This window comes from Amycolatopsis stemonae (assembly GCF_054781455.1).
This window is the reverse complement of the sequence record NZ_BAAGUJ010000004.1, coordinates 60,909-84,660: the sequence shown is the minus strand read 5'-3', so window position 1 is coordinate 84,660 and position 23,752 is coordinate 60,909. Positions and strand designations below refer to the sequence as shown.

The following is a 23,752-nucleotide window of genomic DNA, read 5'->3' as shown; positions in this document are numbered from 1 at the left end:
GTTCCTGCTCCTAGGGGGTGAGGATGGCCCGACCGCGCACGCGACCGGCGTCGAGGTCGGCCAGTGCGTCGAGAGCCGCGTCCAGCGGGTACTTCTTCGTGTGCAGGGTGACCTTCCCGGCCTGGGCGAGCACCATCAGCTCCACCAGGTCGTTGTAGGTGCCGACCAGGTTGCCGATGACGTTGCGCTCGGTGGAGATGATGTCGATCGTCGGGATGTCGATGTTGCTGCCGTAGCCGATCACGAAGTGCGACCCGGCGCGCCGGGTCATCGCGAAGGCGTCCTGCTGGGCGCCCTGCTCGGCGACGAAGTCGAGCACGACCTCCGCGCCGTTGCCGCCGGTCAGGTCGAGCACCGCGTCGACCTGCTTGCCGTCGCCCAGCACGGTCTCGTCGGCACCCAGCTCGGCCGCCAGCTTCAGCGCGTCGCCGTTGCGGTCCACCACGATCACGCGGGTCGCGGTCAGCGCCTTCAGCGACTGGATGCCGATGTGCCCGAGGCCGCCGGCGCCGTTGACGACGCAGGTGGTGCCCGGGTACAGCAGCGGGACGGCCTTGCGCACCGCGTGGTAGGCGGTGATGCCCGCGTCGGCCAGGGCGGCGACGTCTTCCGGCTGGGTCGACGGGTCGAGCTTGATGCACGCCCGCGCCGAGGTCAGCAGGTACTCGGCCATGCCGCCGTCGGAGTCGATGCCCGGGAAGCTCCCGTTCGGGCAGTGCATGTCGTCGCCCGCGCGGCAGGCGTGGCAGAGCCCGCACGTCGGCGTCGGGTGCAGGATGACCGTGTCGCCGACCTCCACATTGGACACCGCCGGGCCGACCTCGTGCACCCAGCCCGCGTTCTCGTGCCCGATCGTGTAAGGCAGGGCGACACCGGACTTCTCGGCCCACTGCTCTTCGATGATGTGCAGGTCGGTGCGGCACACGCCGGCGCCGCCGATCTTGACCACGACTTCGAAGGGCCCGGTCGCGCGCGGCTCCGGCACTTCTTCGATCACCGGTTGCCGGTGGTACTTCTGCAGCCGCACAGCCTTCATCCCGTGCCCTCCTCTTCTGCGGTCAGGGCGTACCGCGCGCGCAGCATGCCGCGGCACACCCCGGAGTTGGCCTCCATGCTCGTGCGGGTCAGCCGCGCGAAGGCCAGGTGACGCTTCGCGTCGGCGGGGGCGACCGGCTGCCCGGTCGCCGGGTCGAGCAGCAGCGGGTCGCCGTCGCCGGCGGGCAGGCCGAGCTCGTGACGGCGGGCGCGCAGCCGGTCCAGGTCGGGACTCGGCGGGACGTCCCCGAGGGTCAGCGCCGTCGGGTCGCGGCCGTCCAGCGACCGGCAGACGCGGTCGGTGCCGGCCAGCACGGCCTTGCGCACGAAGTCGTGGCGCAGCGTGTCGAGCTCGTCGACGGCCTCGCCGTCGAACGACGCGACGAACCCCTGCCGCGCCGCCACCCCGCGGTTGATGGCGTCGGACGCGAAGTGGTCGTCCAGCCTGATGTCGAGCCCGGTCAGGCCCGGCACCCCGGCGATGGCGTCGTAGGCGTCCGCGACCATCAGGAACGCGAAGTTGGGCGCGCAGAAGTAGGTCGGCAGCCGCAGCCGGATGACGGCGTGGCCCGCCGCGCTCACCTCGCAGCGGGCCACGAACCCGAGGTCGGTGAGCGGCTCGTCCAGTTCGGGGTCCCGGACCGTGCCCAGCGCCGACCACACCGCGGCGTGGTCGGCGCGGACGATCCGGTCGTCAAGTGCCGTCATGAGTTCGGCACGCCGACGGGTTCGACCGACTCCGTCGCGATCTGCAGCTCCTTCGGCACGTCGATGCCGTACAGCCGCGCGGCGTTCAGGCCGAGGATCTTCCTCTTCTGGTCGACCGTCAGCGGCGGGAAGTCCGACAGCTCGTCGTCGGCGGGCATGTTCCAGTCGACGAAGCCCTCGACCTGCCACTTGGGTTCCCAGATGGCGTAGTCCGCGCCGAAGATCAGCTTGTCCTCGCCGAGCCAGAACATCAGCTCGCCCATGACCTTCGCGAAGAACTTCGGCCGGGCGTGCATCAGGCCGCCGATCACCACGGCGAGCCCCGCGTAGACGTTCCGCTCCTGGGTGGCCATGAAGCAGAAGTCCTCGATGCGCGGCAGGCCGACGTGCTCGACGATGAAGTTGAGGCCCTGGAAGTTCGTCGCCACGTAGTCCACATCGGACACGTCGAACGCGTCCTTGTCCAGCGGCCAGATCGTCGGGCCCTTGTGGATGTGGATGTTGGTGACGCCCAGTTCCTCGCACTTCTCGAGGTACCGCGCGGCTTCGGGGTCCTTGAGGCTCCAGCCCCGCGAGTCCCCGCGCCACTCGGCCGTGTAGAGCTTGACGCCCTTGCAGCCGTACTTCTTGACGCGCTCTTCGAACGCCTTCATGCCCGCGTCGCCTTCACGCGGGTCGAAGGTGGTGTTCACCAGGAACTTGTCCGGGTGCTTCGCGGCCAGCGCGCCGTCGGTCTCGGTGGTGTTGAAGCCCGTCTTGTACCACTGCCGCAGGTTCGTCGGCTGGAAGACGGCCTTGTCGACGTGCCCGACCTCGAACAGGTCGTGCATCATCAGTTCCTCGGAGTACTTCTGGAACCGGTCGATCGGCCAGTGCGTCTCCTTCGGGCCGAGTCCCTGGTAGGCGTGGAAGCACTCGATCCAGCCCTTGGCGTATTCCTCCTGGCCCTCCACCCAGTTGTCCGGGCTCGCGTCCCAGAAGTGGGTGTGGGCGTCCACCACGAAATACTTTTCGCCGTCTTTTTCGTACATGGTTGATCCTCCTGAGCGGGATCGAGTGCTTCCCGGGATTACTTGAGCGGCTTGAGGTCGAAGTCGAGGTACTCGGCCGCGTCCTCCGGGTTGGCAAACATGATCGTGCGGTCGTCTTCGTGGATCATGCGCCCGTAGTGGGTGGACATGCTCTCCTCGAACTCGGCCGCGTTGAACCAGCCCTCTTCCTCGCCGGCGGCCTCGTCGACCTCGGCGTAGACGACGTCCATGCGGCCGACCGCGTCGACCCGGATCATCGAGGGCAGCGGCGTGATGGTGACGTTGTCCTTGGCGCCCATCACCTCGGCGACGATCGCGCCGACCTGGTTGTTCATCAGGGTGAAACCGCACATGTTGGACGCGGTGTTGTTGACCTTGTACGGGCTTTCCGCCGTCTTGAAGATGGTCACTGGCCCAGCTCCTCGGGTGCCTTGAGGCCCAATTCGGACAGGATTCCGGCGAACCGGCTCTTCGCCCGGTCGAGACCGTCCTCGAACCGGATCGGCTTGGCGTCAGGCTGCGACCACAGCGGCTGCAGCGCGCGGGCGGCGGCGATGCTCTTCGGGACCCAGTCCTCGAGCCACTTCTGCAGCAGGGCCTGGTTGTGCCCGGCGAACTCCTTGTCGTTGATCAGGAGGTGGAACATCGCCTTGGTGTAGCGGAGGTCGCGTTCGGAGAAGTCGAACTCCTCGGCCCCGATCAGCGTCGGCGTGACGAAGTCGCCGTTGGCTGGCGCGGCCTGCTGCACCAGGTTGCTGCGGAACAGCTCACCGACGAGCGGCTCGAAGACGATGTTCGCGGCGAAGATCGCCTCGCACCAGTCCCAGATCCCGGTCAGCTGCTCGGCGGTCTCCCGCACGCCCTGCCACGCCGGGTCCTCGGCCCAGGTCGCCAGGTGCGCGGTGCCGTCGAAGCCCTCGACCTCTTCGGTCAGGGTCAGGTTGTACAGCGCCAGGTCCTGCGCCGCACGGATCCGGTGCATGCTGTTCACCGAGATCGCGTTGTTGTGCATGTTCGTCGGCGCGCGGCGGTTGGCGTTGGCGTACAGGTAGAGGCCGAGGCCGTGGTCGACGTGCATCCACGCGCCGACGTGCTTGGCCACGAACTCGACCCAGTTGCGGTTCCACTGCTCGAACGCCTTGGCCTGGCGCGCGGCGTCGATGTTCTGGTTGAGCTGGCGCACCACGTTCGCGTTGTAGCGGTAGAGGGTGAGCTCCCACTCCTCGTTCGGGTCGCGGAACTCGTGCCAGCCGTGGGCCGGCCAGTCGTAGCCCTTGCCACCGGATCCCGGGCTCCGCTCGGGCACCGGCCGGTCCGAGCCCCACGCCTTCAGCGCGGTCCACTCCAGCGGGTAGCCGCCCTGGCCGTCGGCGAAGGCGTAGAGCCAGCCCTGGGACAGGTAGTGCCGCGGGTCGGGCTGGACCTCGACGGTGACGTCTTCGTAGTGGCTCTGCTTGCGCTTGGCCGGGGTGAAGTAGTTGTACTGGCGGGCGGTGGAGTCCGGGAAGACCTTGGCCCCCGCCTCGGCGTCGGTGAACGTCGGCTTGGGCACGCTTCGTTCTTGCGTGGCTGTCATGGATCCGTCCCTCTCAGGCGTCGGATTCGCCGGTGGTGGTGAACTTGTCGTAGAAGACGCGCTTTTCGGCGACGCCGAGCGCGGGCAGCAGTTCGAGCGCGGCCTCCACCATCGGCGGGGGCCCGCAGACGTAGGCGTCGGCGCCGGCGAGGTCGTGGCCCGCCCGCCGGAGCACGTCGGTGACGAAGCCGGTTTCGCCGGTCCAGTCCTCGTCACCCGGTTCGGACAACGCCGGCACGTACCGGAAGTCCGGCAGCTTCTCCTCCAGCGCCCGCAGCTCGTCGGTGAAGCAGAGGTCCCGGCGGCGACGGGCCCCGTAGTAGAACGTCGCCTTCCGGTCGATGCCGCGCTCGGCCATGGACCGCAGCAGCGACAGGATCGGCGCCATTCCGGCCCCGCCGCCGACGAAGACCAGCTCCGCGCCCGGGTTGTCCCGCAACGTGAACACCCCGAACGGACCGGTGACCCGGAGCCGGTCGCCGACCGCGACGTCGTCGGCCAGGAACCGGGAGAACAGGCCGTCGGGGTAGATCTTGATGACGAACTCCAGCGTGCCGTCGCGCGCGGAGGTGTTGGCCATGGAGAACGACCGCGTCTCGTCGGTGTCCGGAACCGCGAAGTCCAGGTACTGGCCCGGGAAGAACTTCAGTTCCTCGTCCAGCCGCACCACCAGGTGCCGCAGGTCGTGCGTGACGTCGTCGTTGGCGACGACCACGGCGGTGGTCTCCTGGATCGGCAGCCCGGAGTGGATCATCTCCTCGTCGTAGTTGAGCAGCTCGATGGTGACGTCCTCGTAGGCGTGGGCCCGGCACAGCAGGGTGAAGCCTTCCTCCTTTTCGAAGTCCGGGAGCGCGAAGGTGGAGTAGCGGTCGTGCTCGACGTCGTCGCCGTCGAGGAGGAAGGACTTGCAGGACGCGCACTGCCCTTCCTTGCAGCCGTGCATGAGCATCACGCCCTGCTCGGCGGCGGCGCGCAGGATCGTCTGGTCCTCGGCGACGTCGATCTCGATCCCGACCGGCTCGAACCGGACGCGGTGTTTCTCTGCCATCCCAGCCCCGTCTCGGTGCGGGGTCGTGCGTGGTCAGGGCGGTTCCGGCCGCCCTGACCACGCACGACCGGTGCGTGTCAGGCCTTCTGCGGGGCCGGGCGGCCGGCCGGGCCCTGGCGGTTGTAGTCGGCCTGGAAAGCGGCCCGTTCCGCGTCGGACATCTGGTTGAGCAGCACGTTCGGCGACTGCACCTCGGGCATCCGGCGCAGGTGGTCGAGCGTCCACAGCTTCTTCGGGTCGTCCAGGTTCAGGTGCGGCTGCGCGACCATGGTCTTGCCGTCGTCGCGCACGAAGCCCATGTCGGAGACGACGTCGGCCCAGTTCCAGCCGTGGTAGAGCGTCTCCCACTCGCGGGCGCCGACCAGCTGGCCCATGTTCGGGGTGTTACGGCCCTGGTAGGTGGGCCGGAACGCCTCGGCGTCGGTCCAGCGGCAGGTCTCCGAGCAGTAGGTGCGCCACTGGCCGTCGACCTGGTCGGTGACCATGTCCTCGCGGATGAGGCACGGCACCATGCAGGTCCAGCAGCGGTGCGGGTACACGTAGTCGACGTCCTCGGCGACGATCGGGTGGTGCCCGTTCGGCGTCGAGAGGCGGGCGTAGTTCTCCCACCACTTGCCGTACTTGTCGTACCAGCCCGGGTACTTGTACTCGAACCACTCGAAGTCCTCGTCTGTCATCGGGTCGATGCGCCAGTAGTTGGCGAGCCACCCGGTGGCGAAGAACTGCGCGACCTCGTGGACGTAGCCCTTGTTCCAGATCCGGTTCCAGGCTTCTTCGATGAGGTCGTGCGGGATGACGAGGCCGTACTTCTCGAGTGGCACCAGGTACGAGCGGTAGTAGTCGTCGTAGATCCAGCGGCGCCACATCTCCGCGTAGGACTCGCGGTCCTTGCGGCGGTCCTTGGTGCCGTACTCGATGAACGTGCCGATCGCGGCGTCGACGACGGCGTGGTTGTTCCACCACGCGTAGCGGAGGTCGCGCTCGAGCAGCTGGTGGTTGCTCTCGTCCGACAGCGCCATCAGCAGCGTCGCGTAGCCGTTGCTGATGTGGCGGGACTCGTCGGACTGCACCGAGTGGAACACCGTCGGCAGCAGGTAGTCGCCGTTGGCGGCGGCTTCGGCGGGCATGGCGACGAACAGCGTGTTCGTGAACGCCGTCTCCGCCACGATGGTCAGGTAGATGCTCGCCGCGGTGATGGCGTCACCGGTGATGAACCCTTCGGCGAACTGGCGGCCGATGGTGCCGCAGTAGTCGTTCTGGAAGTTGCGCAGGCTCGAGTTGAAGCCCGCCGGGTCGATGTAGTTCTGCATGTACAGGCGCTTGAGGTTCTGCTGGATCGTCGAGTGGCGGACCTCGTCGATCATCTGGATCGCCTGGCCGTTGTGCAGCTCCGGGTTCGGCACCGTGCGGAACAGCAGCGGCATCGCCCGCGCGGCCGAGATCTCCGGCAGCGGGATGATCGACAGGAACAGCTTCTGCCACTCCAGCCAGCGCTCCTGCACCTGGCGGAACATGTTGCCGCGGATCGCGCCGTCCTCGGCGCCGTAGACCCGGTGGTCCTTTTCCTCCTGCATCGGGAAGTACGAGCGGAGGACCTGCTTCAACGGGTCCTTCTTCTTGGCCTTCTGGAAGGTGTAATCCGTCCCGTAGTGCGAAACCGGGGTGTGGTACGCCGGCTCCCACGACAGTTCCTGGATCTTCTGGTGGGCTTTCGCCACACTCTGGCGACTCATGGATCAACTCCTTGTCCGTCGCTCGCCGTCGGGGCGCACGTCCTGCGTTGACCATTGAAGGGGCGGCGCCGAGTGACGCGGGTCTCAATCTGAGACAGAACCGCTGCTCAGGGCGTTTCGTCCCCGCCGAGCATCCGGGCCCGCAGCTCGGCGAGCTCGTCGTGGACGCCGGCCTGCACCCGCGCGTCGCCCTCGACGGTGGGCACGATCCCGAAGGTGCGCAGCAGGGCCGCCGCCGGATCGCCGGGGTGGCCGTCCCCGCCGAGCGTCGGGTGCAGCCCCTGTTCGGCCAGATGCGTGAAAACCAGGTTGACGATCGTCCACGGGTTGTAGGTCTCCGCGGCCTCGGCGGCCATCGGTCCTCCTCCTGGTCAGGGGTCGGTTGCCCCTCCATCGGACCGCCGGGGGCGCGGCCCGGCCGTCTCAATTTGAGACACCGTTCCCCGCGCGGCGCATCTAGGCTGAACGGGCGGCACAACGGGTGTGCCCGCACCCACGTGGGCCGCGGGAAGCTGGAGGTCACGTGGAAGAGATGGCGCCCGGAACGCTGCTCGCCGACGACGAGCTCGCCCGTACCCGGGTGCGTTTCCTGACGGCCGAACCGGTGCCACCAGGCACGGTCCGGCAGACGATCCTGGCCTCGTGGCGGCGGTCGCAGGAGCTCCAGGTCGAAGCCGACCGGATCGACCCCCTCTACCTCGGCGACCAGAACCTCGACATCCCGCTCATGCGCGGCGCGGAACCGGTGCTGCACAAGCTGGGCGAGCAGTTCGACGGCCAGCCGATCAGCCTGATCCTCACCGACCCCAGCGGCGTCGTGCTGACGCAGCGCACGGGGGACGCCGACCTGCGCCGGCACCTCGAGCGCGTGGAGCTCGTGCCCGGGTTCAGCTACGGCGAGCAGTCCGTCGGCACCAACGGCATCGGCACCGCGCTGGAGGACGGCCGCGCGACGACCGTGTTCGGGCACGAGCACTACGCCGAGCACCTGGAGAACCTGGCGTGCGCCGGCGTGCCGATCCACCACCCGATCTCGGGCAAGAAGATCGGGGCCGTCGACCTCACCTGCTGGTACAAGGACGCCGGCGGCCTGCTCATCGCACTGGCCCGCTCGACGGCCGAGCAGATCCGCCAGGCGCTGCTGCGCCACAGCGACCTGCGCGAGATGATCCTCTTCCAGGCCTACCTGCAGACGTGCCGCCGGTGGACCGGCATCGTGCTGGCGTTCAACGAAGACATCGTGATGATGAACGACCGGGCGCGGCAGCTGCTCGACCCGGCCGACCAGTCGGTGCTGCTCGGCCACGCGACCGAGGCACTGGCCGACGGGCGGCGGACGCCGGCCACGCTCGCGCTGTCCAGCGGCCTGCGCGTGCGCGTGTTCTGCCGCCGCGTCCCGGGGCAGCGCGAGACCGACATCGCCGGTGGTGTCCTGTCGGTGAAGCTGATCGAGGCCGAAGAGACGCTCGCCGTGTCGACGCCGATGCTGCCGATGTACCTGCCGGGCGTGGTCGGCTCGGCGCCGCTGTGGCTGCGCTGCGGGCACGACCTCGACACGGGACACCAGCGCGGCGAGTGGGTCGCGCTGGAGGGCGAGGCCGGCACCGGCAAGCTGACCCTGGCGAAGGGCCTGCACCAGCGCCACCACCCGGCCGACCGGCTGCTCACCGTCGACTCGGCGGTCGCGTCCGGCACCGAATGGGCCGGCGCGCTGCTGCGCGAACACGCCGAGGCCCCGGTCCGCACGCTGGTGATCCGCCACGCCGACCGCCTGACGACGTCGGCGGCGAACGCGCTGGCGGCGACCCTGCGCGAGCTGCGGGACCGGCCCGACGCGCCGTGGGTGGTCGTCACGCTCGTACCGGAGGCCGAGACGAAACCGGCGCTGGCCGAGCTGCTGAAGTCGTTCCCGCGCACGGTGCGCGTGCCGCCGCTGCGCCACCACGTCGAGGACCTGGCGGAACTGGTCCCCCTAGCCCTGAGCAAGCTCGGCTACGGCGGCCGGCTCACCTGTTCGGCGGCGGCGCTGCACCTGCTGATGCGGGCCGAGTGGCCGGGCAACACCGGGCAGCTCTACCAGGTGCTGCGCAAGGTGGCCCAGCGCCGCCGGGCGGGCACCATCCGCCCGACCGACCTCCCCGCGGAGTTCCACGCCGTGACGCGGCGCCCGCTGAACCGGTTCGAGTCCATCGAGCGCGACGCGATCGTGCGCTGCCTCGAGGACGCGGACGGCAACAAGGTCCGCGCGGCCAAGCTGCTGGGCATCTCCCGGGCGACCATCTACCGCAAGATCCACGAGTACGGGATCGTCGCCCCGAACCGCTGACCCGTCCGCGGACCGGGCAGGGCCTGCCATGCTGGACGGCATGGCGACCCGGTGGACGTGCCCGCAGTGCGACCGCGAGTTCGCGCGCGCCGGCCAAGCGCACACGTGCGTGCCCGGCTGCACGGTGGACGAGACGTTCGCCGGGCACGACCCGCGGTTCCGCGCGATCTACGACGCCGTCGTAGAGCACCTGCGCACCCTCGGCGACGTCCACGAGGACGCCGTCAAGGTCGGGGTGTTCCTCAAGCGGAACCTGAAGCTGGCGGAGCTGCGCCCGCGGTCGCGGGACGTCCTGGTGTACCTGTTCCTGCCGTACCCGATCGAGACGGCCCGCATCGCCCCGGCGAGCTGGGCGAGCGGGCCGCGGGTGGGCCACCGGCTTACGCTGCGCGAAGTGTCCGATGTGGACGACGACGTCCGCGAGTGGCTCACGATCGCCTTCGACGCTTCCTGACCGCTCAGGCGCCCGGGCCGGTCCAGCCGTCCGGCACGTGGCCGATGCGGACGCGCTGCGGGTGGTCGCCCACCGGCACCGAGACCAGCTTCTGCCCGGTCGCGAAGTCGATCGCCGTCACCTGGTCCGCGCCGGCTTCGGAGATCACGCAGGCGTTGCCGTCACCGCTCACCGTGGCCCAGTACGGCTTCACCGCGGGCACCAGCGCGCCCTGCTGCAGCGTCGCGCGGTCGACGACCGTGGCGTAGTCGTCCATGGTGCCGGCGATGCACAGCTTGGTGCCGGCCGGGTTCATCGACATGCCGTGGTGGCGGGAGTCGTTGACGAAGGTGGTGCGGTCGTCGCTCGTGGCCGGGTTCTTCGGCAGCTCCTTGAGCCGCGTGATCTTGTCGGCCGCGACGTCGTACTCCAGGAAGCCGTTGAAGAACGACACCTGGAAGTACAGTTTGGACTCGTCGGGCGTGAACGCGACCGGCCGGACGGCGTTGGAAAGGTCGTGGCGGCCGAAGGCGTCGAGCCGCTGGCGCATGTCGATCACCTTGACCTGGCGGAAGGTCGTGGCGTCGACGACCGTGATGTGCCGGTCCCCCTTGGTGAAGTCCCAGCCGGGGTCGTCGAGGTTCGTGTCGACGTTGCCGATCGACATGTTCCACAGGTACCGGCCACCGTCGGTGAACACGTTCTCGTGCGGCTTGTCGCCGGTGGCGAAGGAGCCGAGCTGCTGCCCGGTGCGGATGTCCAGCACGTGCACGGTGTTGGACGTCGACGCGGAGACGGCGACGCGGAGCCCGTCCGGCGAGACCGCCATGTGGTCGGCGCGGAAGCCCGAAACCGGGAAGCGCCAGTTGATCCGGCCGGTGGCCAGGCTGATCGACACGACGTCGGCGAAGCTCGGCCGCGAAGCCACCACCGCCGAGCCGTCCGGGGTGGTGTACATGTCGTCGACGAACTGGTCGTGCCCCTCGCCGGGCCCGTTGCGGATGCCGAGGAAGAACGCCAGCTTGATCGGGTTGAGGTAGATCTCGCGCAGCCGGTCGTCCTTGTCCGGGATGATGTCGACGCGCCCGATCTTCGCGAACGAACCGCGGGACTGGATGACGTCGGCGGTCCCGTCCCAGTTGTTGCCGACGAACATCACCTCCCGCAGGGCTGCGGGCGCGCCGGCGGCCGGCACGGCCGCGCCGGTCGCGAGCAGGGCGACGGCCGAGGTCAGGTACGCCAGGCGCGAGAGGTACGACCGCCGTCGGCGGGGACTCGGGGAAGTGCGCACGGAAGACACCTTTCGACGCTGAACAGGTGCGGCGGCGGATGGTTTTCGCGGGAGAGAGACGTTACTGTCCGGTATGCCACGATAACCGGCCACCGGAGCGGGTCCGGTAGGCCCGATCGCCCAACGTCGCGGGCGGCCGGTTGTGGCCGTGCCACAACGGGTCCGGGAGGTGCCGGTGACACCGCTGCTCCGGCGGATCCTCGACGAGCTGGCCGCGGACGAGTCGGTGCTCGACGAGCTGGTCAAGGTGGCGCGAAGCGAGTCACCCGGTGTCGCGCGGTTGCCGGAAGCGGAGAACCGGCGGCACATCCAGGTCCTGCTGAGTGCGGCGCTGCGGGCGACGACGAGCCCCGACGGCGCCGTGCGGGAGGACTACACCACGGCCGAGGCGCTGGGTGCCGACCGCGCCGCACAGGGTGTCCCGCTCACCGACCTGCTGCGCGGGGTCCAGGCCGGCCGGACGCACGCGGCGCGCGTCGCGGTCGAGCGCTGCCGGGCGGCGGGCGTGCCCGACGACGTCATCCTCGAAACCGTCCTCGACGCCGACCGCTACACGGGCGCGCTGGAGCACCACGTCGTCAAGGGCTACCACGCCGCCGAAATCCAGCTTTCGCGCACGGTGCGCGACGCGCGGACCCAGCTGCTGCGCACGGCGCTGCTCACCGGGCACCCGCCGACGCCCGAGGAACTCCGGCAGGCGGGGCTGCGACCCGACGGCCGGTACTCCTGCGTGGTCTCCGACGTCAGCGACCCGGCCCGGGCACGCACGCTGGAGCAGGCGCTCCTGGAGTCCGGCGGGGTGTACGGGCTGGTCGAGGGCCGCCTCACCGGCTTGGCGGCGCGCCCGCCCGGCGGCGTCCCGCTCGACGGCGACGTCGTGCTGGTCGTCGCTCCCCCGGCCGGCTTGCCCGAGCTGCGGGAGGTCCACCGGCTCTGCACGGCGGCGGCGCGCATCGCCGGCCCCGGCCGCCACGACCTCACGGCGTTGGCGGGCGAGATCGCCCTGGCGGGCCAGCCGTTGCTGGGCGACCTGCTCACCACGGCGCTGCTGGGCGAACTGGACCCCGCGAACCCGTTCCACCGCGAGCTGGCCGCCACGGCGCTCGCCTACCTCGACCACGGCCAGCGCCTGCGCTCCACGGCCGAAACCCTGCACCTGCACCCCAACACGGTCCGGTACCGCCTGGACCGGCTCGCCGAGCTGACCCCGCTGGCCCTGGGGGAAAACACGGGCGGCCGGGTGCTCGACGCCGTCCGGTCGTGGTGGGCGCTGCACCACTGGCTCACCACGCCGGGCTGAACCCCGACACGGCCGGCCGCCCACGTCCACCCGCACGTGATCCCCCGCCACGCGGACGCCGGCGAAGGTCCGCGCGGCCCGCTAGGCCTTGTGCAGCTTGTCCGGGTGGTGCACCGCGGTCTTCCCGGACTTCTCGCTCCGGACCAGGTACTGCGGTTCGTCGGGCGACGCCTTGACCGCCCGCTTGCCGGCCCGGGTGTCCTCGGTGATCTTCTCTTCGACGGTGCCGACGGAACTTTCGTTGCCCGCGTCCCAGCGGACGCGGTCGCCCTTGCGGAAATCGTTGCCCATGCCCCGGCGGCTACCCCGATCCGCGCCGATCATTCACGGCCCGGTTCCGATAACGATTGGCGTCACCGCCGTAACAGGCGTCGACGCGTGATCGACCAAGGCCGACGAAGACGTCCGCCGTGATCACGAGCAGGAGGAAGCACCATGGGCTACCGGTTCAATCCCCCGCCGAACTGGCCCGCCCTTCCTGCCGGCTGGAGCCCGCCACCGGGCTGGCAGCCGCCGGCCGACTGGCCGGCACCTCCGAAGTTCTGGCAGTTGTGGACGCCCGAGGAGCAGATGCCGAAGGCTCTCCCGGTCCAGTCCGATCCGCAAACCGGCCGGCCCGCACCTAAGCGTGTCGGGCTGTTCGGCGCGCGGAAACAGCTCCGAGCGACCGAAGCGGAACTCGCCGCAACACGCGCGTTGGTGCAGGAAACGGCAGCGTCCCTGCACACCGAAAAAGCCAGGGCCGGGAAGCTCGCCGGTGAGCTGCAGACACTCACGACCCGGTACGACGACCTCCGGGGCAAGGACTCAGTGGCTCTCGAACGGGAAATCACCGAGATGCGCCGGACGGTCGCCCAGCTGGCACTCGACGCACAGGCGCAGCGGGACGCTCATGAGCGCGCCTTGAAGACGGCCGAGACCGAACTCGCGACGGTCCGCGGCAAGATCGAAGAGTCCGGCGACAAGCTGAGGAAGATCCGCACCGAGATCGTCGAGACCCAGGAAATCACCCTGCTCCAGGAAGCGGGCATCTACGAGTTCCGCCATCGGCTCGACGACGCAGTGGCGTACAAGGCCGCGCTGCAGCGATTGAGGGACTCGATCAAGGTGTCCGCCAAGAACAACCACGCCATCACGGCCGCGACCGACTGGACCGTGAACGGCTCGACCGCCGAAGGGCAGCGGATGGTTCGGGATTTCTCGAAGCTGATGCTGCGGGCGTACAACGCCGAAGCGGACAACTGCGTGCGATCGATGCGGCCCTACCGGCTGGGTTCGGCGAAGGACCGTCTCACCAAGACCCGGGACGTCATCTCCCGGCTGGGCAAGACCATGAACATCAACATCGCCCCGAGCTACCACCGATTGCGGTTGGAGGAACTCGACCTCACCGCCGACCACTTGGCGAAGGTCGAAGAAGAGAAGGAACGGGTCAGAGCGGAACGGGAACGCCAACGAGACGAACAGCAGGCCCAGCGGGAGTTCGAACGCGAGAAGGCCCGCCTGACCAAGGAACAAGCACACTGGCAGACCGCCATGCTCAAGTGGGCCGAGTCCGGCGACCAAGCCAAGACCGCCGCAGCCCAGGCCAAGCTCAGCGAACTCGACGAGGCGATCAGAGGCGTGGAGGAACGCGAAGCCAACATCAGGACCGGTTGGGTGTACGTGATCTCCAACGTGGGCTCCTTCGGCGACGGAGTCGTCAAGGTCGGCCTGACGAGACGTCTCGACCCACTCGAACGCGTGCGAGAGCTGGGCGATGCGTCCGTCCCGTTCAGGTTCGACGTCCACGCCAAGATCTTCGACGCCGACGCGGTCAGCCTGGAGACCCGGCTGCACCAGCGGCTGGCAGCCCGCCGGGTCAACCGGATCAACCTTCGGCGTGAGTTCTTCTACGCGACTCCAGACGAGATTCTCGAGATCCTCGAACAGATGGGGCTGCGGGACAACCTCGTCGACTACGTGCAGGAACCGGAAGCCCAAGAATGGCGGTCCAGCCGGCGAATGGCGGAGGCCGAGAACGGCGGCCGACCGCTGACGGCTACGCTCGAGTAGAGCTACACCTCGAGCGCGCTGCCCGGCACCGCGCCGCCCGGCAACGTCACGGCCGCAGGGTGCGGAAGAACGTCCGGATGTCGGTCACCAGCAGCTCCGGCTCCTCCATCGCCGCGAAGTGGCCGCCCGAGGCGAACTCCGACCAGTGCGCGATCTTCTCGTCCGGGTCCATGATGCGGCGCACCAGCGGGGACGCGTTGAACACCGCCCAGCCCGCCGGTACGGCCGAGGGTGACAGCCAGCCGTGGCCCGAATGGGCGGCCTCGTACAGGAACCGGGCCGCCGTTGCGCCCGTGCGGGTGAACCAGTACAGGCTGACCGTCGTCAGGAGGCGGTCGCGGTCGATGGCGCCGGCCGGGTTCGTCCAGGCCTGGAACTTCTCGGCGATCCAGGCCAGCTGCCCGACCGGGGAGTCGGTGAGCGCGGCCGCGATCGTCTCCGGCTTGTGCGACTGGAGGTCGAGGTAGCCGCGCCCGGCCTTCCAGGCCTCGCGGGCCGCGTCCAGTTCGGCCTGCTCGCCGGGGGTGAGGTCCGGGGGCAGCGGCAGCTGCTCGCCGGCCAGCGCGATCGTGCCGCGGTCGCTGGTGACGTGCGTGCCGAGGACGCGGTCCGGGTACAGCGCGGCGAGCCGTCCGGTGACGCCGGAGCCGATGTCGCCGCCCTGTGCGGCGAAGCGGGCGTAGCCGAGACGCGTCATCAGCTCGGCGAAGGCGTCCGTCGTCCGGGCGAGCTCCCAGCCGGGCCCGCTCAGCGGCGTCGAGAACCCGAAGCCGGGCAGCGACGGGACGACGACGTGGAACGCGTCCGGCCCCGGCTCGGTCAGCGGCCCGATCACGTCGAGGAACTCGGCGAAGGTGCTGGGATAGCCGTGGGTGAGCAGCAGCGGGACCGCGTCCGGGTCGGCCGAACGGACGTGCAGGTAGTGGATGGTCTGGCCGTCGATCACCGTCGTGTACTGCGGGAACGCGTTGAGCGCGGCTTCCTGCGCCCGCCAGTCGTAGCCGTCGCGCCAGTACTCGGCCAGCTCGCGGACGACGGCGGCGGGGATACCGCGCGACCAGTCCGGCTCGTCGCCGGGCACGGGGTCGGCGAACCGGGCCTCGGTGAGGCGCCGGTGCAGGTCGTCGAGGTCGGCTTGCGGGATCTCGATGCGGAAGGAGTTCGTCATGAGCAGCACGCTATGGACCATTGCGGAAGACTTCCTTCCGCGTTTCGTGCGATCCTCGGGAAATGTTGCAGACCTCCGCCCGGCTGCTGCGGCTGCTCTCCCTGCTCGAGACGCACCGCGACTGGACCGGCACCGACCTGGCCACCCGGCTGGGCGTCACCGCGCGCACCGTCCGCAGCGACATCGGGAAGCTGCGCGAGCTCGGCTACCCGGTCGAGGCGTCGCCCGGCGTCCGGGGCGGCTACCGGCTCGGCGCGGGCGCGCAGCTCCCGCCGCTGCTGCTGGACGACGACGAAGCCGTGGCGGTCGCGGTCGGGCTGCGGACCGCCACGGGCGTCGCCGGGATCGGCGAGACGTCGGTGCGCGCGCTCGCCAAGCTGGAGCAGGTGCTGCCGTCGCGGCTGCGGCACCGGGTGCACGCGCTGCAGGCCGCGACCGTCGCGGTGCCCGGCACCGGCCCGGCCGTCGACGCCGACGTGCTCACGGCCATCGCGGCGGCGATCCGGGCGAGCGAGCGGCTGCGGTTCGACTACACCAGCCACGAGCGGACGGCGAGCCGCCGTGAAGTCGAGCCGCACCGGCTGGTCGGCTGGAACCGGCGCTGGTACCTCGTCGCGTGGGATCCCGCCCGCGACGACTGGCGCACGTTCCGCGTCGACCGGATGACGCCGAAGGTGCCGAACGGGCCGCGGTTCACCCCGCGCGAACCGCCCGAGGGCGACGTCGCGCAGTTCGTCCAGCGCACTGCGGGCGCGGCGACGTGGCGGTTCCACGCGAGGGTGCGGCTGCAGGCCCCGGCGGAGCACGTGCGGTCCCGGCTCCCGCTCGCGGTCGGGGTGACGCCCGACGGGCCGGACCGCTGCGTCGCGGAGGTCGGCTCCGACAACGCGCAGATGCTCGCGCTGTACCTGGGGATGCTCGAAGTGGACTTCGAGGTGCTCGACGCGCCGGAGCTGGCCGCCGAGCTGGCGAAGACGGGCGAGCGGTTCCTGCGGGCTAGCGCAGGGAGTTCGCGATCTCCTCGATGAGGACCATCTGCTCCCGCACGCCGACCTCCATGCCGGACCCGAGGATCACGTCCCGCAGCTCCTTGCTGCCGGTCACGGTCAGCAGCTCGAGGCGCGTGCGGTCCCCGAGGGCGGTGAAGGTGGCGGTGGTGAGCGGTCCGTCCACCGAGTCGAGGTCCACGCCCGGCATCTCGAAGACCTCGGTGTAGACGACCTTCTCCTCCGGCACGACTTCCCGGTACTCGCCGTGGAAGCCGACCTCGGCACCGTCGTTCGTCTCCAGCACGAAGCGCCAGCGGCCGCCGGGCCGCAGGTCCATCTCGACCTTCGTCGTCGTCCCGCGGTGGCCGGCCCACCAGCGCTTCACCAGCTCCGGGGTGGTCCACGCGCGGTAGACGAGGTGCCGGGGCGCGTCGAACTCGCGCGTGATGAGGATCCGGTCGTCCGCCGGGGTCGTGATCTCCATGTCACCGCTCCTGTTCCTTGAGTTCGCCGAGGACGTCGTCCAGCAGCTCGAACCGCTCCGACCACGTCCGTTCGTAGCGCTTCACCCAGTCGTGGATGGGCTTGAGCGCCTCGCCGTTGAGCCGGTAGAGCCGCTGCCGGCCGTCGCCGCGCACGTCCACCGCCCCCACCTCTCGCAGGACCCGCAGGTGCTTGGACACCTGCGGCTGGGCCAGGCCGAGCGCGCCGACGAGATCGCCGACCGACCGCTCACCCGTCATGAGGACGTCGAGGATCTGCCGCCGCCGGGGTTCGGCGACCGCGTTGAACGTGTCGGCCGTCGTCGCTGCTCGTGCCACGCCGCCATCATATGCCCATATGGGTATGCGTCAATACCCACATCCTGGGCACGCTGGGCCCCCGCCCCCGCGTCTGCCACGATCGGGCCATGACGTCGCGGGCCGGCGGTCCACAGAGGACGGTGAGGCGGAGCGCCAGCGCGAGTGCCGTGCTGCGGGCCGTCCTCGACGAGGGGCCGATCGCGCGCAGCACCGTCGCGCGCCGGACCGGGCTGTCCGCGGCCGCCGTCACCGGGCACACCGCGGAGCTCATCGAGCGCGGGCTGCTGCACGAGCTGCCGGAGGCCGAACCGCGTCGTGGCGTCGGACGGCCGCACGTGCCGGTCGACCTCGACACCGGGCGGCACGTCGCCGGCGCGCTGCACCTGGCCGTGCACCACGCGACCGTCGCGCTGCTCGACCTGCGCGGGAAAGTCCTGGCGCAGCACGAAGAACCGCACGACGGGCTCGCCGCCGAAGACTTGCTCGCCCGCGCCGCCGAGATCCTCGACGACCTCCTGCTCGGGCACGCCCCCGACCGCGAGCCGCTCGGCCTGGGCGTCGCCACCGGCGGCTGGGTCGACCGCGAGTCCGGCACGGTGGTGGAACACCCGCTGCTGGGCTGGCGGAACGTCCCGGTGCGCGAGCTGCTGGCCGGCAGCACCGGGCTGGCCGTCGAAGTGGACGGTCACGCGCGGGCGCTGGCCCACGCCGAACGGCTCTTCGGGCACCCGCGCGCTCGCGAGAGCGTCGTGCAGCTGTTCGCCGGCAACGTCGTCGACGCCGCGTTCGCCACCGGCGGCACCGTGCACCACGGGCCGCGCTCGGCCGCGGGAGCCGTGGCGCACCTGCCCGTGGACGACAGCGCCGAAGCGTGCCGCTGCGGGCGCACCGGCTGTCTCGAGGCCACCGTTTCCGAAGCGACGCTCGCGCGGAAAGCGGTGGAAAACGGAATGCTCGCGCGCCCCGATTTCCCGGAACTGCTGGCGCTCGCCACGGCGGGCGATTCCGCCGCGGTGCGGTTGTTCCACGACCGCGCCCGGCTCCTCGGGCAGGCCGCGGCATTGCTGCTCGACGTGCTGAACCCCGCGGTGCTCGTGGTGGTCGACCGGAGTGTAGCCCAGGTCCCCGGCTGCCTTCCCGCCATCCGGGACGAGGTCCGCGAGCGGTCCCGCTGCCTCGACGCGGCGGAAACCGTTGTGCCGACGAGCTTCCCGGGCGCCGAGCTGGCGACGGCGGGCGGCGCGGTGCTCCTCGACGTCCTCTACGACGACCCGCTCGGTCCGCTTCCCACCGGGTTGTCGCGCGCTTCGTGAATCGGCGGAGTTATTTCACGAACTCGCAAAATTGACCGTCCGCTCGGCGTCCCCGAACAATCGGAGCATCCCCGCCGACTCCCGGAACGGACGAAACCGTGAAGAAAACCCTGCCTCTCCTCGCCGCCGCCGCGGTGCTGCTGGCCGGCTGCGCGTCGGCGACGGCCACCGGCGCCCCCGGGCAGCCGGAACTGCTCGAGCTGCGCTACCAGGGCAGCGCGAACGCCGTGACCCTGCCCGAAATCGCCGAGGACCTGGGCTACTTCGGCCCGGTCAAGCTGAAGTGGGTCGGCAACACGATCAGCGGCCCGCAGGACATCCAGTCCGCCGCCACCGACCAGACCGACTTCGGCGGCGCCTTCACCGGCGCGGTCGTCAAGCTCGTCGAGGCCGGCGCGCCGGTCAAGGCCGTCGTCAATTACTACGGCTCCGACGACAAGGCGTTCATCGGCTACTACACCAAAGAGGACAGTCCGATCCGGACCGCCCGCGACCTGATCGGCAAGAAGGTCGGCGTCAACACGGCCGGGGCCAACCTGGAGGCCGCGCTCGACACCTGGCTGAAGGGCCAGGGCCTGTCCGACGACGAGATCAAGCAGGTGCAGCTCGTCGTCATCCCGCCGGTGAACGCCGAGCAGGCGCTGCGCAACGGCCAGCTCGACGTCGTCGCGCTGCAGGGCATCCTGCAGGACCACGCCGTCGCGACCGGGGGCGTCCGCCGGCTCTTCAGCGACGTCGGCGCGTTCGGCCCCTACAACGGCGGCCCGTACGTGCTGCGCACCGACTTCATCAAGAAGTACCCGGAGACCACGAAGATCTTCGTTTCCGGGGTGGCGAAGGCGATCGAGTGGGAGCGCACCACCCCGCGGGACCAGGTGATCGCCCGCTTCACGAAGATCATCCAAAGCCGCGGCCGCAACGAGAACACCGACACCCTGAAGTACTGGAAGAGCGTCGGCATCACCCACGGCGGCCTGATCTCGGACAAGGACTACACGCTCTGGGAGCCCTGGCTGAAGCAGCAGGGCTACATCAAGGGCGAGCAGATCGACACCTCGAAGCTCTACACCAACGAGTTCAACCCCTACCGCGACGGCGCCCCGGCGGTGACCCCGTGATCAGCATCCGCTCGGTCACCAAGACGTTCGGCGCCCTCACCGCGCTGGACGACGTTTCCCTCGACGTCGCCGACGGCACGTTCCTCTCCCTGGTCGGGCCGAGCGGCTCGGGCAAGTCGACCCTGCTCGACCTGCTCGGCGGGCTCACCGCGCCGACGTCCGGCGAGGTCCTCATCGACGGCGAGCCGGTGCGCGGCCCGGGCCTCGACCGCGGGATCGTCTTCCAGCAGTACGCGCTGTTCCCGTGGCGCACCGCCCGCGCCAACGTCGAGTTCGGGCTGGAGGGCGGGCCGCTCGGCAAGCGGCGGCGGGCCGAGCGGGCCCGCGAATACCTCGACCTGGTCGGGCTTTCCGGCTTCGAGGACCGCTACCCGCACGAGCTGTCCGGCGGCATGAAGCAGCGCGTCGCGATCGCCCGCAGCCTCGCCTACGACCCGGCCGTGCTGCTGATGGACGAGCCGTTCGCCGCCCTCGACGCGCAGACCCGCGAACAGCTGCAGGACGAGCTGCTGCGGATCTGGGCCCGCACGGGCAAGACGATCGTGTTCATCACCCACGGCATCGACGAGGCCGTCTACCTCGGGCAGCAGGTCGCCGTGCTGACGTCGCGGCCTGGACGGCTCAAGGCGGTCGTCGACGTCGAACTCGGCGACCGCGGCGGGGACGTCCGCTCCGACCCGGCGTTCGGCCGGCAGCGGCACCGGCTGTGGGAGCTGCTGCACGACGAGGTCCGCAAGGCGGCCGAACACGAACGGAGCGCGGTCGGATGACCACCACCCTCGCGAAGCCGCCGGTCCCCATCGGCCCCGCGCTCTCGCCGCCGAAGCCGCGGTGGTTGCGCACGAAGCTCACCCGCGCGGTCCACGCGTCCGCGGCGGTCGTCCTGTTCGTGCTGCTGTGGGAGTTCGTCCCGCGGTTCGTCCTCGACGAGAGCACCCGGACGTTCCTGCCGCCGCTGTCGGAAGACCTGCGGGCGCTGTGGGAGCTCACCCTCGACGGCCAGCTCGCCGACCACCTCCTCGCCAGCGTCGGGCGCTCCGCCGCCGGGTTCGCGATCGCCGTCGCGGTGGCCGTGCCGCTCGGGCTGCTGATCGGCTGGTACCGGCCGGTGGCGCGGTTCCTGCAGCCGCTGCTGGAGCTCGCCCGCAACACCGCCGCGCTCGCGCTGCTGCCGGTGTTCACCCTGCTGCTGGGCATCGGCGAGCTGTCGAAGGTCACGCTCGTGGTGTACGCCTGCGTCTGGCCGGTGCTGCTCAACACGATCGCCGGCGTCAACACCGTCGATCCGCTGCTCGTGAAGGCGGCCCGCTCGCTGGGGCTGTCCAGCCCGCGGCTGTTCCGGAAGGTGATCCTGCCCTCGGCCGTGCCGACGGTGTTCACCGGCATCCGGATGGCGGCGTCCTACTCGATCCTGGTGCTGGTGGCCGCGGAGATGGTCGGCGCGAAGGCCGGGCTCGGCTACCTCATCAACACCAGCCAGGTGAACTTCCAGATCCAGCAGATGTACGCCGGGATCATCGCGGTCTCGGTGCTCGGCGTGCTCGTCAACTCCGGCTTCGTCGTCCTCGAACGGCGGTTCTCGACCTGGCGTCCCAAGGAGAAACCATGATGCACCTCAACGCGTTCGTGATGCCGAACGGGCACCACGAAGCCGCCTGGCGGCACCCGTCGACCGACCCGCACCGGGCCCGGACACTGCAGCACTACGTCGACATCGCCCGCACGGCCGAGCGCGGCAAGCTCGACTCGCTCTTTCTCGCCGACGGCGTGGCGTTGTGGGGCAACGTGAAGCACAACTCCCACAGCCACTTCGAACCGCTGACGCTGCTTTCGGCGCTCGCGGCGTCCACGGTCCACATCGGACTCATCGCGACGGCGTCGACGACGTACAACGAGCCCTACCACCTGGCGCGCAAGTTCGCCTCGCTCGACCACCTCTCCGGCGGCCGCGCGGGCTGGAACATCGTGACGTCGGCGGGCATCGACGAGGCCCGCAACTTCAACCTGGCCAAGCGGCCGTCGCACGACGCGCGCTACGAGCGGGCCGAGGAGTTCGTCGAGGTCGTCAAGCAGCTGTGGGACAGCTGGGACGACGACGCCGCGCTCGTCGACCGCGCCTCCGGCGTCTACGCCGACACCGACCGGATCCGGCCGATCGCCCACGACGGCGAGCACTTCCAGGTGCGCGGCCCGCTGAACATCGAGCGGCCACCGCAGGGCCACCCGCTGCTGGTGCAGGCGGGGTCGTCGGAGACCGGCAAGGAGTACGCCGCCCGGCACGCCGAGGCCGTGTTCACCGCGCAGCAGACGTTCGCCGAGGGCAAGGCGTTCTACGACGACGTCAAGGGCCGCCTGGCCAAGTACGGCCGCACGCCGGACGAGATCAAGATCCTCCCCGGCATCTCGCCGATCCTCGGCCGCACCGAAGCCGAGGCACGCGAGCGCGAGGCCGAGCTGAACGCGCTGATCACGCCGGACTACGGGCTGCGGCAGCTGTCGAAGATGCTCGACCACGACGTCACCGGCTACCCGCTCGACGGCCCGCTGCCCGACGTCGGCAGCTTCACCGAAGGCGGCCAGAGCCGGTTCGAACTGGTCGTCGGCCTGGCCCGGCGCGAGGACCTGACGATCCGGCAGCTCCTCGAGCGGCTGGCGGGCGGGCGCGGGCACCGCGTCTTCGCCGGGACGCCGGTCCAGGTGGCCGACGAGCTGGAGGCCTGGTTCACCGGGGGCGCGGCCGACGGCTTCAACGTCATGCCGCCCACCCTGCCCGGCGGGCTCGACGACTTCGTCGACCTCGTCGTCCCCGAGCTGCGGCGGCGCGGCCTGTTCCGCACCGAGTACGCCGGCACCACCCTGCGCGAGCACTACGGCCTCGCGCGTCCCGTCAACCGCAACCGAGTGAAGGAGCCCGCATGACCGCGATCAGCACCGACGTCCGCAAGATCACCGGGAACATCGGCGCCGAGATCGTCGGCCTCGACCCCGCCGGGGAGCTCGACGCGTCCCAGGTGGCGTTCCTCGCCGACGCCCTGCACGAGCACAAGGCGCTGGTGTTCCGGAACACCGAGCTCGACGACGAAGGCCAGCAGCGGTTCGCCGCGCGCTTCGGCGAGCTGACCAAGGCCCACCCGACGGTGCCCGCCGTCGACGGCGCGCCGACGATCCTGCCCGTCGACAGCGAGCTGGGCCGGGCCAACCACTGGCACACCGACGTCACGTTCGTGCTCAACCCGCCGAAGGCCAGCACGCTGCGCAGCCTGGTGGTGCCGCCCTACGGCGGGGAGACGCTGATCGCGAACGCGGCAGCGGCCTACCGCGATCTGCCGGGGCCGCTGCGGGCGTTCGCCGACACGCTGCGGGCGGTGCACACCAACGACTACGACTACGTCCAGCCGCCGGAGACGGTGGACGAGAAGGAGCAGGCGCGACGGGCCCAGTTCGTTTCGCGCAAGTACCGGACCGTCCACCCGGTGGTGCGGGTGCACCCGGTGACCGGCGAGCGCGGCCTGTTCATCGGCGGCTTCGCCCAGCGGATCGAAGGCCTGTCGGTGAACGAGTCGCGGGACCTGCTGCGGCTGCTGCAGTCCTACGTGACGCGGCCGGAGAACGTCGTGCGCGTGGTGTGGGAGCCGAACCAGCTGGTGCTGTTCGACAACCGGATCACCCAGCACTACGCGATCGACAACTACGACGGCCTGCCGCGGCGCCTCAACCGCGTCACGGTGGCCGGCGACGTCCCGGTGGGCATCGACGGCCGGGCCAGCGAGTCCCTCGAAGGCGACGCCTCGCACTACACCCCGGTGGCGTGACCGGGTGCGGAAC

The 23,752-nt window shown here is 70.3% G+C and carries 24 protein-coding genes; 11 read left to right on the top strand and 13 right to left on the bottom strand.

Annotated elements, in window-relative coordinates; all coding sequences use genetic code 11:
* Nucleotides 1-10: 10 nt before the first annotated feature.
* The 8 genes from ACYVLJ_RS16235 to ACYVLJ_RS16200 form a co-directional block, all read right to left on the bottom strand.
* Nucleotides 11-1,036, bottom strand: coding sequence for an NAD(P)-dependent alcohol dehydrogenase (locus tag ACYVLJ_RS16235; protein WP_460439200.1), 1,026 nt, complete (start codon nucleotides 1,034-1,036; stop codon nucleotides 11-13).
* Entirely contained in the window at nucleotides 1,033-1,743 is a 711-nt protein-coding gene (locus ACYVLJ_RS16230; protein WP_460439199.1) for an iron-sulfur cluster assembly protein, read from the bottom strand. Before ACYVLJ_RS16230 ends, ACYVLJ_RS16235 begins: the two co-directional genes overlap by 4 nt.
* Nucleotides 1,740-2,774, bottom strand: a complete 1,035-nt coding sequence (locus ACYVLJ_RS16225; protein ID WP_451979956.1) for an amidohydrolase family protein — start codon at nucleotides 2,772-2,774, stop codon at nucleotides 1,740-1,742. Before ACYVLJ_RS16225 ends, ACYVLJ_RS16230 begins: the two co-directional genes overlap by 4 nt.
* A 38-nt stretch (nucleotides 2,775-2,812) precedes the next feature.
* Nucleotides 2,813-3,184, bottom strand: coding sequence for a propane 2-monooxygenase effector subunit MimD (mimD, locus tag ACYVLJ_RS16220; RefSeq protein ID WP_451979953.1), 372 nt, complete (start codon nucleotides 3,182-3,184; stop codon nucleotides 2,813-2,815).
* Nucleotides 3,181-4,350, bottom strand: coding sequence for a ferritin family protein (locus ACYVLJ_RS16215; RefSeq protein ID WP_451979950.1), 1,170 nt, complete (start codon nucleotides 4,348-4,350; stop codon nucleotides 3,181-3,183). The genes mimD and ACYVLJ_RS16215 overlap by 4 nt, the downstream gene beginning before the upstream one ends.
* Before the next feature lie 13 nt (nucleotides 4,351-4,363).
* Nucleotides 4,364-5,398, bottom strand: a complete 1,035-nt coding sequence (locus ACYVLJ_RS16210) for an NADH:ubiquinone reductase (Na(+)-transporting) subunit F (RefSeq protein WP_451979948.1) — start codon at nucleotides 5,396-5,398, stop codon at nucleotides 4,364-4,366.
* A gap of 77 nt (nucleotides 5,399-5,475) precedes the next feature.
* A complete protein-coding gene (locus ACYVLJ_RS16205) occupies nucleotides 5,476-7,131 on the bottom strand; it encodes a ferritin family protein (RefSeq protein ID WP_451979946.1) in 1,656 nt (551 codons plus the stop codon).
* 107 nt (nucleotides 7,132-7,238) lie between these two features.
* On the bottom strand, nucleotides 7,239-7,487 hold the full coding sequence (locus ACYVLJ_RS16200; protein WP_451979943.1) for a hypothetical protein: 249 nt from the start codon (nucleotides 7,485-7,487) through the stop codon (nucleotides 7,239-7,241).
* Between the two features lie 167 nt (nucleotides 7,488-7,654).
* On the opposite strand from ACYVLJ_RS16200, the gene ACYVLJ_RS16195 reads away from it, so the two are divergent.
* Together ACYVLJ_RS16195 and ACYVLJ_RS16190 are read left to right on the top strand one after the other, a co-directional pair.
* Nucleotides 7,655-9,457: a sigma-54-dependent Fis family transcriptional regulator gene (locus tag ACYVLJ_RS16195; protein ID WP_460439198.1), complete on the top strand. Its 1,803-nt coding sequence runs from the start codon at nucleotides 7,655-7,657 to the stop codon at nucleotides 9,455-9,457.
* Nucleotides 9,458-9,497: 40 nt separating this feature from the next.
* Nucleotides 9,498-9,911 carry a DUF5655 domain-containing protein gene (locus tag ACYVLJ_RS16190; RefSeq protein WP_460439197.1) on the top strand — a complete coding sequence of 138 codons (414 nt, stop codon included), beginning with the start codon at nucleotides 9,498-9,500 and terminating at the stop codon, nucleotides 9,909-9,911.
* A gap of 4 nt (nucleotides 9,912-9,915) precedes the next feature.
* Here the strand turns inward: ACYVLJ_RS16190 and ACYVLJ_RS16185 are convergent, their stop codons facing one another.
* Nucleotides 9,916-11,181 carry a YncE family protein gene (locus ACYVLJ_RS16185; RefSeq protein WP_460439196.1) on the bottom strand — a complete coding sequence of 422 codons (1,266 nt, stop codon included), beginning with the start codon at nucleotides 11,179-11,181 and terminating at the stop codon, nucleotides 9,916-9,918.
* A gap of 175 nt (nucleotides 11,182-11,356) precedes the next feature.
* Here ACYVLJ_RS16185 and ACYVLJ_RS16180 point away from each other — a divergent pair, with 175 nt between their 5' ends.
* A complete protein-coding gene (locus tag ACYVLJ_RS16180) occupies nucleotides 11,357-12,481 on the top strand; it encodes a CdaR family protein (protein ID WP_460439195.1) in 1,125 nt (374 codons plus the stop codon).
* A gap of 81 nt (nucleotides 12,482-12,562) precedes the next feature.
* On the opposite strand, the gene ACYVLJ_RS16175 is transcribed toward ACYVLJ_RS16180, so the two are convergent.
* Nucleotides 12,563-12,772 carry a hypervirulence associated TUDOR domain-containing protein gene (locus tag ACYVLJ_RS16175; RefSeq protein ID WP_451979928.1) on the bottom strand — a complete coding sequence of 70 codons (210 nt, stop codon included), beginning with the start codon at nucleotides 12,770-12,772 and terminating at the stop codon, nucleotides 12,563-12,565.
* 144 nt (nucleotides 12,773-12,916) lie between these two features.
* On the opposite strand from ACYVLJ_RS16175, the gene ACYVLJ_RS16170 reads away from it, so the two are divergent.
* Nucleotides 12,917-14,536, top strand: a complete 1,620-nt coding sequence (locus ACYVLJ_RS16170; protein WP_460439194.1) for a DUF4041 domain-containing protein — start codon at nucleotides 12,917-12,919, stop codon at nucleotides 14,534-14,536.
* A gap of 46 nt (nucleotides 14,537-14,582) precedes the next feature.
* Here ACYVLJ_RS16170 and ACYVLJ_RS16165 read toward each other — a convergent pair whose 3' ends face one another.
* On the bottom strand, nucleotides 14,583-15,713 hold the full coding sequence (locus tag ACYVLJ_RS16165) for an epoxide hydrolase family protein (RefSeq protein WP_460439608.1): 1,131 nt from the start codon (nucleotides 15,711-15,713) through the stop codon (nucleotides 14,583-14,585).
* 53 nt (nucleotides 15,714-15,766) lie between these two features.
* Between ACYVLJ_RS16165 and ACYVLJ_RS16160 the strand changes: the two genes are divergently transcribed.
* A complete protein-coding gene (locus tag ACYVLJ_RS16160) occupies nucleotides 15,767-16,732 on the top strand; it encodes a helix-turn-helix transcriptional regulator (RefSeq protein WP_451979919.1) in 966 nt (321 codons plus the stop codon).
* Here ACYVLJ_RS16160 and ACYVLJ_RS16155 read toward each other — a convergent pair.
* Nucleotides 16,701-17,177: an SRPBCC family protein gene (locus ACYVLJ_RS16155; protein ID WP_451979916.1), complete on the bottom strand. Its 477-nt coding sequence runs from the start codon at nucleotides 17,175-17,177 to the stop codon at nucleotides 16,701-16,703. The genes ACYVLJ_RS16160 and ACYVLJ_RS16155 overlap by 32 nt on opposite strands.
* Before the next feature lies 1 nt (nucleotide 17,178).
* On the bottom strand, nucleotides 17,179-17,514 hold the full coding sequence (locus ACYVLJ_RS16150; RefSeq protein ID WP_460439193.1) for an ArsR/SmtB family transcription factor: 336 nt from the start codon (nucleotides 17,512-17,514) through the stop codon (nucleotides 17,179-17,181).
* 89 nt (nucleotides 17,515-17,603) lie between these two features.
* On the opposite strand from ACYVLJ_RS16150, the gene ACYVLJ_RS16145 reads away from it, so the two are divergent.
* From ACYVLJ_RS16145 to ACYVLJ_RS16120, 6 genes are all read left to right on the top strand, one after another.
* Entirely contained in the window at nucleotides 17,604-18,809 is a 1,206-nt protein-coding gene (locus ACYVLJ_RS16145) for an ROK family transcriptional regulator (RefSeq protein ID WP_460439192.1), read from the top strand.
* Between the two features lie 98 nt (nucleotides 18,810-18,907).
* Nucleotides 18,908-19,927, top strand: coding sequence for a type 2 periplasmic-binding domain-containing protein (locus ACYVLJ_RS16140; RefSeq protein ID WP_460439191.1), 1,020 nt, complete (start codon nucleotides 18,908-18,910; stop codon nucleotides 19,925-19,927).
* A complete protein-coding gene (locus ACYVLJ_RS16135; RefSeq protein ID WP_460439190.1) occupies nucleotides 19,924-20,697 on the top strand; it encodes an ABC transporter ATP-binding protein in 774 nt (257 codons plus the stop codon). Before ACYVLJ_RS16140 ends, ACYVLJ_RS16135 begins: the two co-directional genes overlap by 4 nt.
* Nucleotides 20,694-21,536: an ABC transporter permease gene (locus tag ACYVLJ_RS16130; protein ID WP_451979901.1), complete on the top strand. Its 843-nt coding sequence runs from the start codon at nucleotides 20,694-20,696 to the stop codon at nucleotides 21,534-21,536. Before ACYVLJ_RS16135 ends, ACYVLJ_RS16130 begins: the two co-directional genes overlap by 4 nt.
* A complete protein-coding gene (locus tag ACYVLJ_RS16125; RefSeq protein WP_460439189.1) occupies nucleotides 21,533-22,846 on the top strand; it encodes an LLM class flavin-dependent oxidoreductase in 1,314 nt (437 codons plus the stop codon). The genes ACYVLJ_RS16130 and ACYVLJ_RS16125 overlap by 4 nt, the downstream gene beginning before the upstream one ends.
* Nucleotides 22,843-23,739, top strand: coding sequence for a TauD/TfdA dioxygenase family protein (locus ACYVLJ_RS16120; protein WP_451979895.1), 897 nt, complete (start codon nucleotides 22,843-22,845; stop codon nucleotides 23,737-23,739). Before ACYVLJ_RS16125 ends, ACYVLJ_RS16120 begins: the two co-directional genes overlap by 4 nt.
* Nucleotides 23,740-23,752 lie beyond the last annotated feature (13 nt).